Origin of the sequence: Novacetimonas pomaceti (assembly GCF_003207955.1) — a bacterium.
In the GTDB taxonomy this organism is placed as follows: domain Bacteria; phylum Pseudomonadota; class Alphaproteobacteria; order Acetobacterales; family Acetobacteraceae; genus Novacetimonas; species Novacetimonas pomaceti.
The window spans coordinates 1-12,519 of the sequence record NZ_NOXG01000040.1; the positions used below are offsets into that span (position 1 = coordinate 1).

The 12,519-nt window shown below is 56.5% G+C and carries 23 protein-coding genes and 1 pseudogene; 5 read left to right on the forward strand and 19 right to left on the reverse strand.

Features of this window, described 5'->3' with window-relative positions; translation table 11 throughout:
• Positions 1–147: 147 nt before the first annotated feature.
• Together CFR71_RS14445 and CFR71_RS14450 are read right to left on the reverse strand one after the other, a co-directional pair.
• The gene (locus CFR71_RS14445) at positions 148–534 is read right to left on the reverse strand and encodes a type II toxin-antitoxin system VapC family toxin (RefSeq protein WP_025439964.1); all 387 of its coding nucleotides are present in this window, start codon (positions 532–534) and stop codon (positions 148–150) included.
• Positions 531–776, reverse strand: a complete 246-nt coding sequence (locus CFR71_RS14450) for a type II toxin-antitoxin system Phd/YefM family antitoxin (RefSeq protein WP_110532018.1) — start codon at positions 774–776, stop codon at positions 531–533. The genes CFR71_RS14445 and CFR71_RS14450 overlap by 4 nt, the downstream gene beginning before the upstream one ends.
• Before the next feature lie 48 nt (positions 777–824).
• Between CFR71_RS14450 and CFR71_RS14455 the strand changes: the two genes are divergently transcribed.
• Positions 825–1,100, forward strand: coding sequence for a hypothetical protein (locus CFR71_RS14455; RefSeq protein ID WP_110532020.1), 276 nt, complete (start codon positions 825–827; stop codon positions 1,098–1,100).
• 29 nt (positions 1,101–1,129) lie between these two features.
• Here CFR71_RS14455 and CFR71_RS14460 read toward each other — a convergent pair whose 3' ends face one another.
• The 10 genes from CFR71_RS14460 to CFR71_RS14505 all read right to left on the reverse strand — a co-directional run bounded on the left by CFR71_RS14460 (position 1,130) and on the right by CFR71_RS14505 (position 4,667).
• Entirely contained in the window at positions 1,130–1,453 is a 324-nt protein-coding gene (locus tag CFR71_RS14460) for a type II toxin-antitoxin system PemK/MazF family toxin (RefSeq protein ID WP_048856967.1), read from the reverse strand.
• A complete protein-coding gene (locus tag CFR71_RS14465) occupies positions 1,450–1,668 on the reverse strand; it encodes an antitoxin MazE family protein (RefSeq protein WP_110532022.1) in 219 nt (72 codons plus the stop codon). The genes CFR71_RS14460 and CFR71_RS14465 overlap by 4 nt, the downstream gene beginning before the upstream one ends.
• Before the next feature lie 235 nt (positions 1,669–1,903).
• Positions 1,904–2,299, reverse strand: coding sequence for a DUF2442 domain-containing protein (locus CFR71_RS14470; protein WP_110532025.1), 396 nt, complete (start codon positions 2,297–2,299; stop codon positions 1,904–1,906).
• A 92-nt stretch (positions 2,300–2,391) separates the two neighbouring features.
• Positions 2,392–2,751, reverse strand: a complete 360-nt coding sequence (locus CFR71_RS14475) for a helix-turn-helix domain-containing protein (protein ID WP_239019504.1) — start codon at positions 2,749–2,751, stop codon at positions 2,392–2,394.
• Positions 2,752–2,812: 61 nt separating this feature from the next.
• A complete protein-coding gene (locus CFR71_RS16640; protein ID WP_158003675.1) occupies positions 2,813–3,130 on the reverse strand; it encodes a hypothetical protein in 318 nt (105 codons plus the stop codon).
• Positions 3,131–3,192: 62 nt separating this feature from the next.
• Complete coding sequence (locus CFR71_RS14485; protein WP_010518059.1) at positions 3,193–3,378, reverse strand: PIN domain-containing protein; 186 nt, start codon at positions 3,376–3,378, stop codon at positions 3,193–3,195.
• Positions 3,375–3,632 (reverse strand): FitA-like ribbon-helix-helix domain-containing protein, encoded by a 258-nt coding sequence (locus CFR71_RS14490; protein WP_110532027.1) that lies wholly within the window; start codon positions 3,630–3,632, stop codon positions 3,375–3,377. Before CFR71_RS14490 ends, CFR71_RS14485 begins: the two co-directional genes overlap by 4 nt.
• Positions 3,633–3,729: 97 nt before the next feature.
• On the reverse strand, positions 3,730–3,984 hold the full coding sequence (locus CFR71_RS17210; RefSeq protein WP_110532029.1) for a hypothetical protein: 255 nt from the start codon (positions 3,982–3,984) through the stop codon (positions 3,730–3,732).
• A gap of 76 nt (positions 3,985–4,060) precedes the next feature.
• Positions 4,061–4,477 carry a type II toxin-antitoxin system HicB family antitoxin gene (locus tag CFR71_RS14500; RefSeq protein ID WP_010518062.1) on the reverse strand — a complete coding sequence of 139 codons (417 nt, stop codon included), beginning with the start codon at positions 4,475–4,477 and terminating at the stop codon, positions 4,061–4,063.
• A gap of 10 nt (positions 4,478–4,487) precedes the next feature.
• A complete protein-coding gene (locus CFR71_RS14505; protein WP_110532031.1) occupies positions 4,488–4,667 on the reverse strand; it encodes a type II toxin-antitoxin system HicA family toxin in 180 nt (59 codons plus the stop codon).
• An 801-nt stretch (positions 4,668–5,468) separates the two neighbouring features.
• On the opposite strand from CFR71_RS14505, the gene CFR71_RS14510 reads away from it, so the two are divergent.
• Entirely contained in the window at positions 5,469–6,524 is a 1,056-nt protein-coding gene (locus CFR71_RS14510; protein ID WP_019092487.1) for a replication initiator protein A, read from the forward strand.
• A gap of 40 nt (positions 6,525–6,564) precedes the next feature.
• On the opposite strand, the gene CFR71_RS14515 is transcribed toward CFR71_RS14510, so the two are convergent.
• The 6 genes from CFR71_RS14515 to CFR71_RS14540 form a co-directional block, all read right to left on the reverse strand.
• Positions 6,565–6,822: a ribbon-helix-helix domain-containing protein gene (locus CFR71_RS14515; protein ID WP_081500038.1), complete on the reverse strand. Its 258-nt coding sequence runs from the start codon at positions 6,820–6,822 to the stop codon at positions 6,565–6,567.
• Between the two features lie 27 nt (positions 6,823–6,849).
• Positions 6,850–7,509, reverse strand: coding sequence for a ParA family partition ATPase (gene parA, locus CFR71_RS14520; RefSeq protein WP_010517102.1), 660 nt, complete (start codon positions 7,507–7,509; stop codon positions 6,850–6,852).
• A 309-nt stretch (positions 7,510–7,818) separates the two neighbouring features.
• Positions 7,819–8,007: a PIN domain-containing protein gene (locus CFR71_RS14525; RefSeq protein ID WP_010517100.1), complete on the reverse strand. Its 189-nt coding sequence runs from the start codon at positions 8,005–8,007 to the stop codon at positions 7,819–7,821.
• A 3-nt stretch (positions 8,008–8,010) separates the two neighbouring features.
• Positions 8,011–8,265 (reverse strand): ribbon-helix-helix domain-containing protein, encoded by a 255-nt coding sequence (locus tag CFR71_RS14530; protein ID WP_010517099.1) that lies wholly within the window; start codon positions 8,263–8,265, stop codon positions 8,011–8,013.
• Between the two features lie 45 nt (positions 8,266–8,310).
• Positions 8,311–8,946 carry a tyrosine-type recombinase/integrase gene (locus CFR71_RS14535; RefSeq protein WP_110532033.1) on the reverse strand — a complete coding sequence of 212 codons (636 nt, stop codon included), beginning with the start codon at positions 8,944–8,946 and terminating at the stop codon, positions 8,311–8,313.
• A complete protein-coding gene (locus CFR71_RS14540; RefSeq protein WP_110507783.1) occupies positions 8,943–9,239 on the reverse strand; it encodes a WGR domain-containing protein in 297 nt (98 codons plus the stop codon). Before CFR71_RS14540 ends, CFR71_RS14535 begins: the two co-directional genes overlap by 4 nt.
• 395 nt (positions 9,240–9,634) lie before the next feature.
• Here CFR71_RS14540 and CFR71_RS14545 point away from each other — a divergent pair, with 395 nt between their 5' ends.
• The 3 genes from CFR71_RS14545 to CFR71_RS14555 all read left to right on the forward strand — a co-directional run bounded on the left by CFR71_RS14545 (position 9,635) and on the right by CFR71_RS14555 (position 12,289).
• Positions 9,635–11,209 carry a Fic family protein gene (locus CFR71_RS14545; protein ID WP_110532035.1) on the forward strand — a complete coding sequence of 525 codons (1,575 nt, stop codon included), beginning with the start codon at positions 9,635–9,637 and terminating at the stop codon, positions 11,207–11,209.
• Between the two features lie 340 nt (positions 11,210–11,549).
• Complete coding sequence (locus CFR71_RS14550; protein ID WP_010512376.1) at positions 11,550–11,897, forward strand: helix-turn-helix domain-containing protein; 348 nt, start codon at positions 11,550–11,552, stop codon at positions 11,895–11,897.
• Positions 11,894–12,289 carry a type II toxin-antitoxin system VapC family toxin gene (locus CFR71_RS14555; RefSeq protein WP_019092315.1) on the forward strand — a complete coding sequence of 132 codons (396 nt, stop codon included), beginning with the start codon at positions 11,894–11,896 and terminating at the stop codon, positions 12,287–12,289. The genes CFR71_RS14550 and CFR71_RS14555 overlap by 4 nt, the downstream gene beginning before the upstream one ends.
• A 74-nt stretch (positions 12,290–12,363) precedes the next feature.
• On the opposite strand, the pseudogene CFR71_RS14560 reads toward CFR71_RS14555, so the two are convergent.
• Positions 12,364–12,519: pseudogene (locus CFR71_RS14560) on the reverse strand (IS630 family transposase); the annotation flags it as partial.

Here is a 12,519-nt window from a genome sequence, read left to right on the forward strand (position 1 = left end):
GGCCACATCAACAGGCCTTACAGAAGACCGCACACGATCACACGTCAATATGGGTCAGAAAACTCTTGCATAACGGACGGCAACCACAGAAGAAATCCGGATAAGCCAACAAAGATGCCTGCATGCACGATCATCCGGTTTCAACGCTCAGACGGCCCTGATGGGACCTGGATAAGCCTGCACGAATGGATCATGGGTCAGGAGGAGCAGGCCCTCCACCGTGGCCTGGGCGACCAGGATACGGTCGAAGGGATCGCGATGGACATCGGGAAGTTGTCCGACCGCCACGGCATGCTGGCTGGTAACAGGCAGTTCCTCGTAATCGTTCTCGATGAGACCGCGCCGCAACAGGTGCGGATCCACCTGGAAGTCTGCCCGGCCGAGCCCGGCCTTGATGGTGACTTCCCACAGACTGGCGGCACTGAACACCAGCATGTTCTCCGGATTTTCCATGAGAGCCCTGGCGTCAGCGGAGAGTTTCTCAGGTTCTCCAGCCGCCCAGAGGAGCAGATGGGTATCGAGCAGAAGCCTCATGCCTGCCCATCGAACAGCGAACCGATCTCGTCCTGTCCCATGTGATCGAAATCGTCCGGCACCTGTATCCTGCCTGCAAGGAAGCCCAGGCGTTGCTTGTGCTGTTGTTCCGGAGCGGAGATAGGGCTCACCCGTACAACCGGTTTACCGGCCCTGGCGATGATAAAGCTCTCGCCTTTCATTGCAGCGTCGATCAGCCGGGACAGGTGCGTCTTGGCTTCATGGATATTAACGGTTCGCATGGGGCACCCCTTTGGCTTAGCCAAATCAACTTAGTCAGGTTAAGCTGAATGAGCAAGAAAACAGCTTTTGTCGATCTCATCAACGACAATCGTATCATCATGCCCGCCTGCTTGTGGATGGCGGCGACAGTGGTTGCTATCGCAGCAATATCTGGCAATGGAGACATGATCATGACTGATCTTTCCAATGAACTGGCTGCCAAAAGGGTTGCAATTCGCCAGGCCCGGGCCAGCACGAAACCCGCTGTCCCGGCCGATCAGGTGCTTGTGATCCTGAAAGCCGATCTGGCAAAGGTTCAGGCAGCAATTGACGCCACAACATAACCTGCAAATGCCCCTGGGGAAGGATGGGCCTACGCCAGTCCGAGGAAAAGGGCGAGCGCCCGACTGACAGACAGCATGAGGGTATCGCTGGCGATCCCGAAAGCCGGGCCAACCTTCTCGCGGTTGATGGTGGTCGGCTTGTCGATCATGACCTGTGATGGCTTACGTAGCCCATTGTACTCATCGGGCCGGATTGTCAGGCGAAGCAGGGGAGCGTCCACAAGGGCGCTGGATAGGGGCAGGAGGGTCACGGCGGCTGTCATGTCGAACCGATCAGCCTGCACCACCAATGCAGGACGGGGTTTGCCGAGATCGTCCTGCAGGGCAACGGTTACAAAGTCGCCTCGCTTCATGCCTCCCAGCCATCCAGATCGGCGGCAGCGGCATCGAGGAAAGAGGCAATATCTGGCTTATGCGTGTCAGCCAGGGCTACCAGCATGGCCTGCCGGCGGCATTCCTCGTCAAACCCCTTTGCCCGTGTATCGGGAACCCAGATTTGGACAGGGCGCAGTCCAGCCTTGCGGAGCGTGTCTCGACGCTTCTTTACGCGAATGGCAACAGGGGTCATGGTGCATCCTCTCCGTTACATGTAACACAATGAGCGCTCAGGTTTAATGTTTCTGGTTGAGCAGGAACTCATTGTTTGAGGGCACCGCACGATCTGCACGCCAAGCCGCCAATGCGCACGTCCCGCTCAGTCATACTCAACCGGGAGAGCATGCTGGCGTCCACACCCCATAATGCCTTGAGCAGAGCCCGTTTTCATATGCTTCGCGCTCATGGGTCGTTACCGTGTCTTATCGCTACCTTTTTCGGCCGACCGCCCTTGGCACCATTCCGGCCGCCGCCTTGGCATTACTGGCGGACGATCCCCCTGCACATCCCATTTGTGCTGCCATCCAGCTTCGGGAACCGTAGATATCGTGGATCAGGCCTTCGACCAGAACATCGGCATCAAGGCGGGGCCAGTGAAGGCCGTTACCAAGCGGGGTCATCTCGATCTTGGCCAGATCATTCAGGGAAGCGCCCTGCAAACCCTGCAACAAGTCCACTGGCACACTCATCTCAACGCCATTCGAGAGCGTGACGTGAATGGCGCGGCGTACACGGATAAACCTTGCAGACACCACATGGGGAACAGTCGCTCTATGGAGCGCACCTGCTTCACGAACAGCCTGATAGTCCACTTTATTCATCATGTCTCTTCCCCGCCGCTTCCTATGACCGACGCCCCGGCGGTATCGGGAGAAATGGGACCTGAGGATCCAGAACAAGCCGGACCTGTCGAAATTTACTCCGTATGGGCGTAGGCTTCACGCACGGCTTCCGGCCGATTGGAAATGGCCCGCAAATAACTTTTTGCAGCGGTATCTGGCGTACGTTCCCCGCTTTCCCATCCTTTGATGGTTTCCTCTTCCAGACCATACCAGAGCGCGAACTGTCGGCGACTGAGCTTCAGACGCCGACGAATCAGGGCCACATCCACATCGGCCTTGTGATCGACATGGATCGCCCTGATCCCGGCCTTTGCAAGGTCGGAGATAACCGCCTCGATCGTGTCAGTCATGGGCAGCAGAACGATTGCATGCCCTTCCGCCTGTTCCGAGGATTGCCTGATGAGGTCTTCCACCGTCTTCTTGGCGGCCAGCATCGTCAGGCCACGCCTGGACAGCGCCATCGTGACGGCAATGGAATTGAGATCAGGCCATCCCTCACGCGTCAGGGTCAGGGCGAATCTGGCGCGTGAACCGGAACGGACGCGGGATATGGCCCGGACAGGCCCCAGTCGTGCGAATTCCGCCTTCAATGATGATTTCATCGAGATCCATTCCTTCCAGAACGGCCTGTGCGATCGTTTTCAGATTGGCGAACCCGACCCCATTGGCTGTTGCACCGTGGATGTGAGTCTTGGCCAGCTTCATGAATCCTTGGGATCGATCGACACTGAATTCAGCCATGACCATCAGAACGACACCGGGAGCCTGAATAACCAGGGTTGCGATCGGATCACTGCTCTGGTCATCGTCCATTTCGAATGACAGGTCTTCGACTGTCCGCCGTGGCCTCATGCTAAATTATAGGTTCAATGAACCTATAATTCAAGCAGATCCCGCCGTCGTCCTTCCGGCAGCAGCGCCAGCCCATACAGGATATCGGCCTGGGTCATGGTCGTAATGAAGATGGTCATCATGGACTGACGGGACATCCAGGCCAGCACCGCCCCGTCAGGCCCGGAGCGCATCAGTTCGGAGAGGATGTTGGTGTCGAGAACGATCACACTCCGAAATCCACATCCCTGATGGCCTCACGGGACACGGCAGGCAGGTCTACCCCGCCCAGCCTGGCAAAACGCTGGTAGATGGCCTGACCGGCATCCACCCCCTGCGACACTTCAGCGGAAAGAGCCGAGCGCAAGATATCGCGCACCTCTTCCTCCATGGAACGCCCATGCTGTGCTGCGCGCAGACGAAGCCTGTGCTTGAGACTGTCATCGAGATTGCGGATGGTCATGACGGCCACGGGAACCTCCATTAGGCAATGACAGCATTGCAGTCATTGACTGCGCGTTCTTCAATCATCAGGTCAGGTTAGGGTATTTGAGGGAAGAGACGAAATCCCGCGCTGAAGATTACCAGTAATATTCGTGGGGGCGTCTGGTTCCGGTATACGGAAAGACCGCCTCGAGAGGATCGAGATCGCCCTTGATGATCAGGTGGGCAATATGCCTGTCATGATGACGGCCAGGGCGGATATCGTGCAGATGGCTGTACCAGTTTGGAGATTCAGAGGCATCACGTGAGCCTCCATAGCCACAGCGATCCGGCCGGTTGGCCCAGCGATGGTTCCGGCCGTGTCTACGGCTGTGATGATAGGTGCGAGACATGGGAGCTTCCCCTCCATGACGCACGGAGTGATTTCCGGGCGTACCTACATCGCCCGATCTCCCCTGTTCTGGTTGTTCATTTGCTCCTGACCACCGGCTTAAGCCTTGCCTGCAGGGTCATGGCCGCGATCATGCCGGAACGGCTCTCATGGGATGATCTGGCAAGCGCATCCAGCCGCTCCAGAACGCGGCGGGGAAGGGAGATGTTCGCCCGTTCCACCCGGTCATCGAGGACGGCCGGATCAATGGTGACAAAGCCCACTGTCCAGCCCTCATAATCCGGGTTGTTCTGGATGGCGTCGAGCGTGCTGGGAGAAGGCACAGCCTCTCCGGCATCCAGCGTGGCGTCGATCCATGCCGCAGCGGCCTCTTCCGCATTGGAAATGGCTTCATCGAGCGTGTCGCCTGCCGAAAAGCAGCCGGGGAGGTCAGGAAAGACAACGCCAAATGCCGTTGTCTCGCTGCCCCGTTCGATAACAACCGGATAGCGCATGATGATCCTCCTAGAGACCCGCCTGTTTGCGGATGGCGGCAACCAGACCGGTGCCCAGATCCTTTTTGGGATGAGGGACGACCACGATCCCTGGTCGCGATGGATGTTTGAAGACGTTGTGTGAACCGCGCATGCGATCCAGCTTCCAGCCTGCTTTTTCCAGCTCCCGGATCAGATCGGCACTCTTCATTTACACATCATACACATGGCCTGCCCCCTGTTCAAGAAGGCAGGTAAAAGGATGTGACCAGGCCGTCAATTCCCTGCAATGCCCGTAGAGCACTCTGGGAGGCCGTACAGAGCGTAATTCCCTCTATGGCCTACCCCAACTAGTCACCACGTTCGGTAACGCCTGTATGGTCGTCCTGTAGCGCCTGGTGGGCATGCTGCAACATGTGAGTCGCTGAATGACCGTTTGAACTCCGTTGTGTCTTGAGCAGATTGCGGTCTTGCCCGGTTTTTCTGGCGTTGCAGGTGTCGGGCGAGCGCGGAGCGGGAGCCCCGTAGGGCGCCGAAGGTGCCGACGCAGGCGGGGAGGATGCGTTTATCGCATTGTCATATGATATTTTCACGCCGAAGGCGTGTCCGTTTAGCGCAGCCCGGAAAGGGCGAGCAGGGGGATGCCGGGTGGGAGATCGCGCGAAGCGCGATCGGGGCGGCCGTAGGCCGCGAGCCGGCGGGGGGGGAGCCCCCAAGAGGCGGTGATCAAATTTAAATTTGGAATTTTTAGGATTTGAGAAATTATCCACAGGATGAAAAACCAAAGACGGTGTTAAATATGTGTTAGATTCTGTGTTAAGGGATTCCAATGGGTCCATAAGCAGATGATTTAAAAAGATAAATTATCATAATTCCGCTGTTTTGGTATTTAAAACCCCGAATCTTGGTATTTAAAACCCCGAATCTTGGTATCTGAAACCCCGAATCTTGCTTCCGGTATTTAAAACCCCGAATCACTTGACACGGGTATCTGAAACCCCGAACGTAAGTTATGGTATCTGAAACCCCGAATCAGCCAGTTGTTTATGAGGCTCTTTTACCGGAGCGTCATCCTCAGCATGACCTGTTCATCTGCGACGTGGCAGATGCGGTACTTAAGGATGTGATGCCCCAAATGGAGCATCCGTTCTATTCCTTGTCCAAAAAACCTGAGACTTCCATTCGCCGCTATGAGCATAATGGGCAATGGCTGGAAATCACGCCAAGCGTGAAGGGTCTTGCTACAATCTACGACAAGGATATTTTGATCTACTGCATTTCACAGATCATGGCGAAGCTAAAAGCCGGGGAGAAGGTATCGCAACGGGTGCGGATCAGCAGCCGTGACTTACTTATCTTCACCAATCGCGGTACGGCAGGTAAAGACTATAAGGCCCTCATCGAAGCCCTCGACCGTCTTGAGGGAACCCGTATCCGCACCAACATTGTCACAGGCGACGAAGAACAGGTGGACGGTTTTGGCCTGATCGACGCTTCATCCATCCGCCGTAAACTCGGCCTCGACGGCCGCCTGTTGCATTGCGAAATCAAGCTGTCGGATTGGGTCTTTAACGCAATCAAGAGCAATGATGTTCTGACACTACACCGTGATTATTTCCGGCTACGCAAACCGTTGGAACGACGCGTTTATGAACTAGCCCGCAAGCATTGCGGTCAGCAAACAGCATGGAAAGTCTCTCTTGAGATTCTGTTGAAAAAATCAGGCTCTCAAAGCCCAGAAAAGCTATTCCGACAGATGATAAAAAATCTCGCAGCGAGCGATCATCTGCCAGATTACCGTGTCGAATTCGATCTCCAGAAAGACATGGTAACATTTATCAATCGCGGCACGATGAAAGCTGCCGAGCCCGCAGCAGAGGCTTGGATGGGCGCGCTCGATCCTGATATTTACGGGGATGCTCGGAACGTCGCACCAGGTTGGGATGTACACCATCTCGAAAGAGAATGGCGTATGTGGCTGGGTGATAACGAGATCGCCCCGAAGAATCCCGAGCGGCATTTCATCAAGTTCTGCGAGACGTGGTTTGCTAAGCGCGGTCAACCCTGATTGTGCAAATATACAAGCATACTTCTACGTGAAATAGGGGTCAGCGCTCTCCAAAAGGATGGCGCCCGTGCTTACGCATCAGGTCATCAATGGCTTCCCCAATCAAACCCTGAATAGTTGTATCAGTATCAAGGGCGAGTTGATGTAGTCCCTTGCTAACCGCTGGGGAAAAATATCCCACCACAGCCCGCTTACCTTCTCTCGGATTGCGCGGGCGGGCTTTCTCTACCACTGCTTGCGCTTCCGGTTCCACAACCGATGGCGCGACCGTCTTTTTGAGACCAGCAAACCGACTCATGCTGTACGTCCTTAACTTAGAAATTTGCTAACGTGTTTTTGTATCATCTTGTTTGTGTGATGGCATGTTAACTTGATCACACACCCAATTCCACAACCGTGCCACATCAGCAGCAGCCTTGCTTTCCGGCTCCGCTTCCTGCGCAGTCTGACCGGAACCAACGCTATGATGAAAAATCGCACGCTCTGACAAGACAACAGGAGCAACAGGGATGCCGAACTGCGCCACGACCGCAGCCGCCTCTCTATAAACTTGAGGCGCACGAGGAGGCCCTGCAGTAAAAATCACAAAGGCAGGCTTGCCACTGGCTCGCACAAGTTCTGCCGTTGTTCTGACAGCATCCATATCGAAAGCGCGTGGTCTACATGGAATCAATAAGAAGTCAGCGACACGGCACGCCTCACGCGCCATAATATCGGCATGAGGCGGGGTATCTATTATTGATAGCTCTGCGCCTAGTTCAGAGGCTTGCTCCAGCTTTCTTGATAACAAGGCGTGGGCTGCACAATCCACCACATCCGGGTCGGCATCCCCTCGCCACGCTTTCCATGAACTTGCAGTCGCTTGAGGGTCTGTATCGAGGATAAGAGAAACGTATCCAGCGGCACTGGCACTGGTCGCCAGGTGCAGGGCAAGCGTCGTCTTCCCAGCCCCCCCCTTCTGACTAATGATCGCGATTGTTTTCATGCCATCATGTTTCCGTGTTAACATATTAACTCATTATCATGATATTTTGATAACTCAATATCTAACTCACAAAAAACGAATAATTTAATCGAACCGAACATTTCATATATCTCCAGCCGATGTGTTGGCACTCATTTCAATGTCATCGTGTTAACATGAGAGCATGAGAGCATGAGAGCATGAGAGCATGAGAGCATGAGAGCATGAGAGCATGAGAGCATGCTGACATCATATTTGCTCTATATACAATAGCCTAATAATGTTCTGGCTGATCCGCAATGAGAGCTGTCAAGTCCCGACCTTCATTGATCAGAGGGCAGGCGGCAGATGAGCGAGGATCTTGAGATACCGGGTCACGTGCCGCAGTTCGTCTAGCTGCTCGGTCGAAGTCAGTAACTCGCATTGTCCTGCCTGCCATAGCCCGAGCAGATACGCTGGCAGGGATTTTTCAAAAAGCAGGGCACTGATGAGAAGATTGGTCTTGGTGGCCAGACGCACGCTTTAGCTGGACTTGTCTGTTGCCAGCGTGGCGGTCACGGCCTCACCGATCAGGTCCTCCAGCGCGTCCGGCTCCATATCTGCGAACCCACTCCGGGCTTCCGCCATCGTCCTGTCGAACACACGCCAGCGCACTGCCTCCTCGATGAAGCGCGACAGGTCGCCTTTCTTCATGCCATGCTGCGCCAGGAAACCACGTACGGCGATATCGGTTTCGCGGGAGACCGAAACCGTCCAGCGGACCATATCAGTCGACATGTCGGTGCTTATACGCTTGTTGTGATTTCCCTTTCGCAAAATGCATTACCCCCACATTTTCCGTGCGATATCCTGCTCCTCGGCGCCGACGGCATCGGCGTAGATGGCGGTGGTGGAGAGCTGGGCGTGACCGAGCCATTTCTGCACCATGTTGAGGGGGATGCCGCTGGAGACGGCGGCGACGCCGAAGGCATGGCGCAGGCCCTTGGGGGACGCGGCCGGGCCGGACAGGCCGGCGGCGTCCATGACCGCGTGTACCGCCCGCCAGCCGGTCATGCGGGACCAGGGCCACAGCCGGGCGGCTGCTCCACGGTCCCGCCGGCGCTGGGCCTCGCGGATGCCATGCACCAGATCCAGGGCCTCAAGCAGGGAGGGGGGCACCGGCACGGCGCGATAGATCCCGTCCTGGCGCTTCTTGAGCGTGGCGAACACCAGCACGCCGCCGGCGAGGTCCACCCGGTCCGCCGTCAGGGCGAGGGCCTCGGAGAGGCGGCAGCCCGACCAGGCCAGGGTCATGCACAGCGTGCGGGCCTCACGCGGCGCCTGCTCGGCCGCGCGCAGGAACCGCGCCCGCTCGGCGACCGTGAGGTATTTGCGGCTCCCGTCGCGGTCGAACAGCTGCATCCCGCCGGGGGTGCCTGCCGGAATCACCCGCTGTCCCGGTTTTCGGGTGCCGCTCATCCGGCTGCCCTGTCGCGATAGCCCCGCCGGCGCTTGGCCCGAAGCTGGCGGGCGAGGGCGTCGAGCGCCTGCCCGGCATCATGATGCAGTTCGCAGACCTGTCGGCCAGCCGTCCCGATCCGCCCCCACTGCCGCACCAGGGCGGTGCCGCCAAACAGGTCGGGCTGCAGCGACAGATGGTAGAAGCGCCAGCAGTTGGCGGCCGGGTCCACGCGCACCAGCGCCGCCGTTTCGGGAAACAGCGACAGCTGGCAAGGCGGCCGGACAGGGGCCTTCGGGGCAGGTCTGGGCATGATGTCCTGAAAAGTGTAACACATATCCCCCGCCCAGGACAGGAAAACCGCCGCCATCGCGGGACAGGCTGCCGGTTTCAGGCCCGGCCTGTTACACTATTACCCATAGTGTAACAGGTCATGGGTCTGCCACCCCTTGAGACGTTATCACTCTCAATCCAATAGAGCCGACAACTTTAGGGGAACTGCCAGTCCGCTTTCCGACGAATTGTGTTGAAAAGCAGCTGTTTTCGCCAATCTCGGCGCCGTTTAGCGTCGGATCTTGTCAGCCTGCCTTAGCCCGGCTTTTCTGGAGAACCGTTCGCCTACGGCGTAAGTCTTTTCTTGCAATATTGCTGATTTCTAATCGAATATGCGCAATCGTAATCGGTTTTTTCGAATGAGGCGTGTTTCTAATGACGGACGTAGAAAGGTCCACGCTGCTTGGCGGGCGATGGCTCGGCGATAACTTTGGTATCGATCCCTGCTGCGGCTTTCCCGTGACTAGCACGGTCGGTTCGCGCCGGGAGAGCCGCCATCATGGCTTTAAGAGCTACGAAGTTTATCCGGAAAGCATGCGACCCGTTGAGACCCCGGCCGGACATCTTCAGTTCCACCTGCGTTATGAGCCAACCAACCTCGAACTGCTGGCGCGGGTATTCGAGGCGTCAGGTCCTGACTTCGTGCGAGTCTGGATAGAGCGGGAACCGACGGGGCAATACGCGCGCCGCGCCGCCTTCCTTTATGAGTTTCTGACGGGACTAGAACTAGAAACCGAAACGGCGGTCGGTGGCAACTATGTCTCCGCGTTGAATGACAAGCTGGTTGTTACCGCAAACCAGAACCAAGCCATCAATATTAAAAAGTGGCATGTGCGGGATAACATGCCAGGGACAAGGTATTTTTGTCCCTCCATCAGAAAAAGCCGGCCGCTGGAACTTGCCGCAGGTTTCGACATCGCCGCCAGATATACCCGCCTGCAGGAGGATTTCGGCGATGACATGCTCGCGCGGGCGGCAGTCTGGCTCACCAATCGTGAGAGCAAGGCAAGCTTTGCTATCGAGGGCGAGGCTGACCAGACCGACAAGATTTCCCTCTTCAGCCATGTGCTGGCAACCAGAACCGGCAAGGGTGCAATCCCGCTTCTCGGTCCGGCGCTCATTGAACTACAGAAGGATATTATCGGCTCGAAGACGTTCATCAGCAGTTTCGGTCCCAGAAAATCACCAGTTTTTGTAGGCGAGAACACGATACGTGGGGAGGTCGTGCATTATGTGGCGCCACCACCGGAAGACCTGAAGAACATGCTTGATGGACTAGCGGTCTTCCTCGAAAAAACCCAAGGGCAGTCACCCATCCTACGTGCTGCAGTCGCCTCCTTCGGCTTCGTCTACATTCACCCCTTGGCAGACGGGAACGGTCGGACACACCGCTACCTCATCAATGACATTCTCTGCCGGGATAACGCTATCCCGGATGGTGTCATCATTCCGGTGTCCGTTGCCATTATGGACGACAAGACGAGCAGGCGTCACTACGATGCGATCCTTGAGCGCGTCTCAATCCCCCTGATGAGGGTCGCACGCCCGCATGTGTCTTTCGCGTCGGAAAATAAAACCTATCCGGACGGCATTCAGTCCAACCTCGTGTTTACTGGCGATGAAGCTACTCGGCCAGCTTGGCGCTATCCGGATCTTGCGCCGCATGTCGACTATCTTGGGCACGTTATCAAACTCACAATGAACGAGCACATGCAGGAGGAGGCTGACTATCTCCGACGTCACCATAGGGCACGCGGGCTAATCAAGGCCGTGCTGGACATGCCGGACAAGGATGCCGACCGCATCATTCGGAGCTTGCAGTCCAACAACTTTATCGTCGGCAAAGGCCTACGGAAAGAATTCTCAGGACCTGAAGTCATCCGACAAGTCACAGATGAAGAATGGGAAAGCTTTGTTGAGGGCGTGAGATCGGCCTTTCAGACTGACTGAAGCCTGACAGGGCGAGTAAAAGGACAAGGCGCCGTGAACCGCTCTGGATTTGACCGAAACCAATCCTCATACACCTTGTAGCTACATCCGCTTTGAGGCGTCGGAGTACTGCGCTCTGACGTCGGGAAAACGGGCATTAACAATCTGTCCGATAATCCATATTACCGGACAGGTTCGGGGCGTGAAGGGCTTTTGCGTTCACGTCCTCTGCGGCCACCCGACCCACTGCCACAAAAGGGCATCGCTGTCAGCACCCGGTCTCAACAGGGATCGCTATACAGACCAATGCTCCTGCAACAGCAGCATTGATTGAAAGATATCATTATGATATATAATAATCATGAATGTGACATCTGACCAGATCCGCGCGGCCCGAGCCCTGCTCCATCTTCCCCAGGAGGAGCTGGCCAGACGTGCTCACGTTTCGGTCGTCACCATCCGCCGCCTGGAATCACCTCGCACGGCAATCCGCGTAGCGTCACTCGCCACTGATACCATCCGCCAGGCCCTCGAACAGGCCGGTGTGGAATTCATCCCGAATGGGGTCCGCCGCCGACAGATCGGACCAGAAAAAGCCGTGCTCCTGACCCGTCTGCAGGCGATCAGCCGGGCCAGCGCCACGCGGCTGCAGGGGACTACCCCGCTTACTGATGAGGATCTCTACGACAACAATGGCCTGCCGACGTGATCGTCCTTGATACGTCGGTTCTGGTCGCCATCCTGCGTGGTGAACCGGATGCTGACGATTTCCTCGCCCGGATCGTCGACACCGATCGCTGCCTGCTCTCCAGCGTCAGTCTTCTGGAAACCAGCATGGTGCTGGCTGGGCGTAGCGCGTCTCCAGACGCGTGGACCGGCCTTGATCAACTGATCGAAGCTGCAGGAGTGGAGATTGTCCCGTTTTCCGCAGAGCAGGCCGCCCTGGCACGCGAGGCCTTTATCTGCTTCGGCAAGGGGCGGCATCCCGCTGGACTGAATTTCGGTGACTGCGCCAGCTACGCCCTTGCCAAGGCACACAATCTTCCCCTTCTCTTCAAGGGGAATGATTTTCCACAAACCGATATCGCAACTCTAACCTAATGCACTATTTCCCATAGTGTATTATGATTACAGGACTTTTTCTTATCTTGCGTAGTCATACCAACCGTTGATTGCTATAACCTATGAGCCCAATTGCGCAGTCCGATTGACATGATGCGCCATGGTTGATCGACGAGCTGGTTCCAGGCATGGCAGGCGATATCAACGATATCGTCATAGGTTCTGAAGATCCTGTTTGAGAGCCATGTATTGCGCAGGAACTGCCAGAG

Coding starts and splice junctions, on each gene's coding strand:
- CFR71_RS14445 (WP_025439964.1), bottom strand. CDS start 534: ATGAGGCTTCTGCTCGATACCCATCTGCTCCTCTGGGCGGCTGGAGAA.
- CFR71_RS14450 (WP_110532018.1), bottom strand. CDS start 776: ATGCGAACCGTTAATATCCATGAAGCCAAGACGCACCTGTCCCGGCTG.
- CFR71_RS14455 (WP_110532020.1), top strand. CDS start 825: ATGAGCAAGAAAACAGCTTTTGTCGATCTCATCAACGACAATCGTATC.
- CFR71_RS14460 (WP_048856967.1), bottom strand. CDS start 1,453: ATGAAGCGAGGCGACTTTGTAACCGTTGCCCTGCAGGACGATCTCGGC.
- CFR71_RS14465 (WP_110532022.1), bottom strand. CDS start 1,668: ATGACCCCTGTTGCCATTCGCGTAAAGAAGCGTCGAGACACGCTCCGC.
- CFR71_RS14470 (WP_110532025.1), bottom strand. CDS start 2,299: ATGATGAATAAAGTGGACTATCAGGCTGTTCGTGAAGCAGGTGCGCTC.
- CFR71_RS14475 (WP_239019504.1), bottom strand. CDS start 2,751: ATGCTGGCCGCCAAGAAGACGGTGGAAGACCTCATCAGGCAATCCTCG.
- CFR71_RS16640 (WP_158003675.1), bottom strand. CDS start 3,130: ATGGACGATGACCAGAGCAGTGATCCGATCGCAACCCTGGTTATTCAG.
- CFR71_RS14490 (WP_110532027.1), bottom strand. CDS start 3,632: ATGGAGGTTCCCGTGGCCGTCATGACCATCCGCAATCTCGATGACAGT.
- CFR71_RS17210 (WP_110532029.1), bottom strand. CDS start 3,984: ATGTCTCGCACCTATCATCACAGCCGTAGACACGGCCGGAACCATCGC.
- CFR71_RS14500 (WP_010518062.1), bottom strand. CDS start 4,477: ATGCGCTATCCGGTTGTTATCGAACGGGGCAGCGAGACAACGGCATTT.
- CFR71_RS14505 (WP_110532031.1), bottom strand. CDS start 4,667: ATGAAGAGTGCCGATCTGATCCGGGAGCTGGAAAAAGCAGGCTGGAAG.
- CFR71_RS14510 (WP_019092487.1), top strand. CDS start 5,469: ATGGTATCTGAAACCCCGAATCAGCCAGTTGTTTATGAGGCTCTTTTA.
- CFR71_RS14515 (WP_081500038.1), bottom strand. CDS start 6,822: ATGAGTCGGTTTGCTGGTCTCAAAAAGACGGTCGCGCCATCGGTTGTG.
- parA (WP_010517102.1), bottom strand. CDS start 7,509: ATGAAAACAATCGCGATCATTAGTCAGAAGGGGGGGGCTGGGAAGACG.
- CFR71_RS14530 (WP_010517099.1), bottom strand. CDS start 8,265: ATGTCGACTGATATGGTCCGCTGGACGGTTTCGGTCTCCCGCGAAACC.
- CFR71_RS14535 (WP_110532033.1), bottom strand. CDS start 8,946: ATGAGCGGCACCCGAAAACCGGGACAGCGGGTGATTCCGGCAGGCACC.
- CFR71_RS14540 (WP_110507783.1), bottom strand. CDS start 9,239: ATGCCCAGACCTGCCCCGAAGGCCCCTGTCCGGCCGCCTTGCCAGCTG.
- CFR71_RS14545 (WP_110532035.1), top strand. CDS start 9,635: ATGACGGACGTAGAAAGGTCCACGCTGCTTGGCGGGCGATGGCTCGGC.
- CFR71_RS14550 (WP_010512376.1), top strand. CDS start 11,550: ATGAATGTGACATCTGACCAGATCCGCGCGGCCCGAGCCCTGCTCCAT.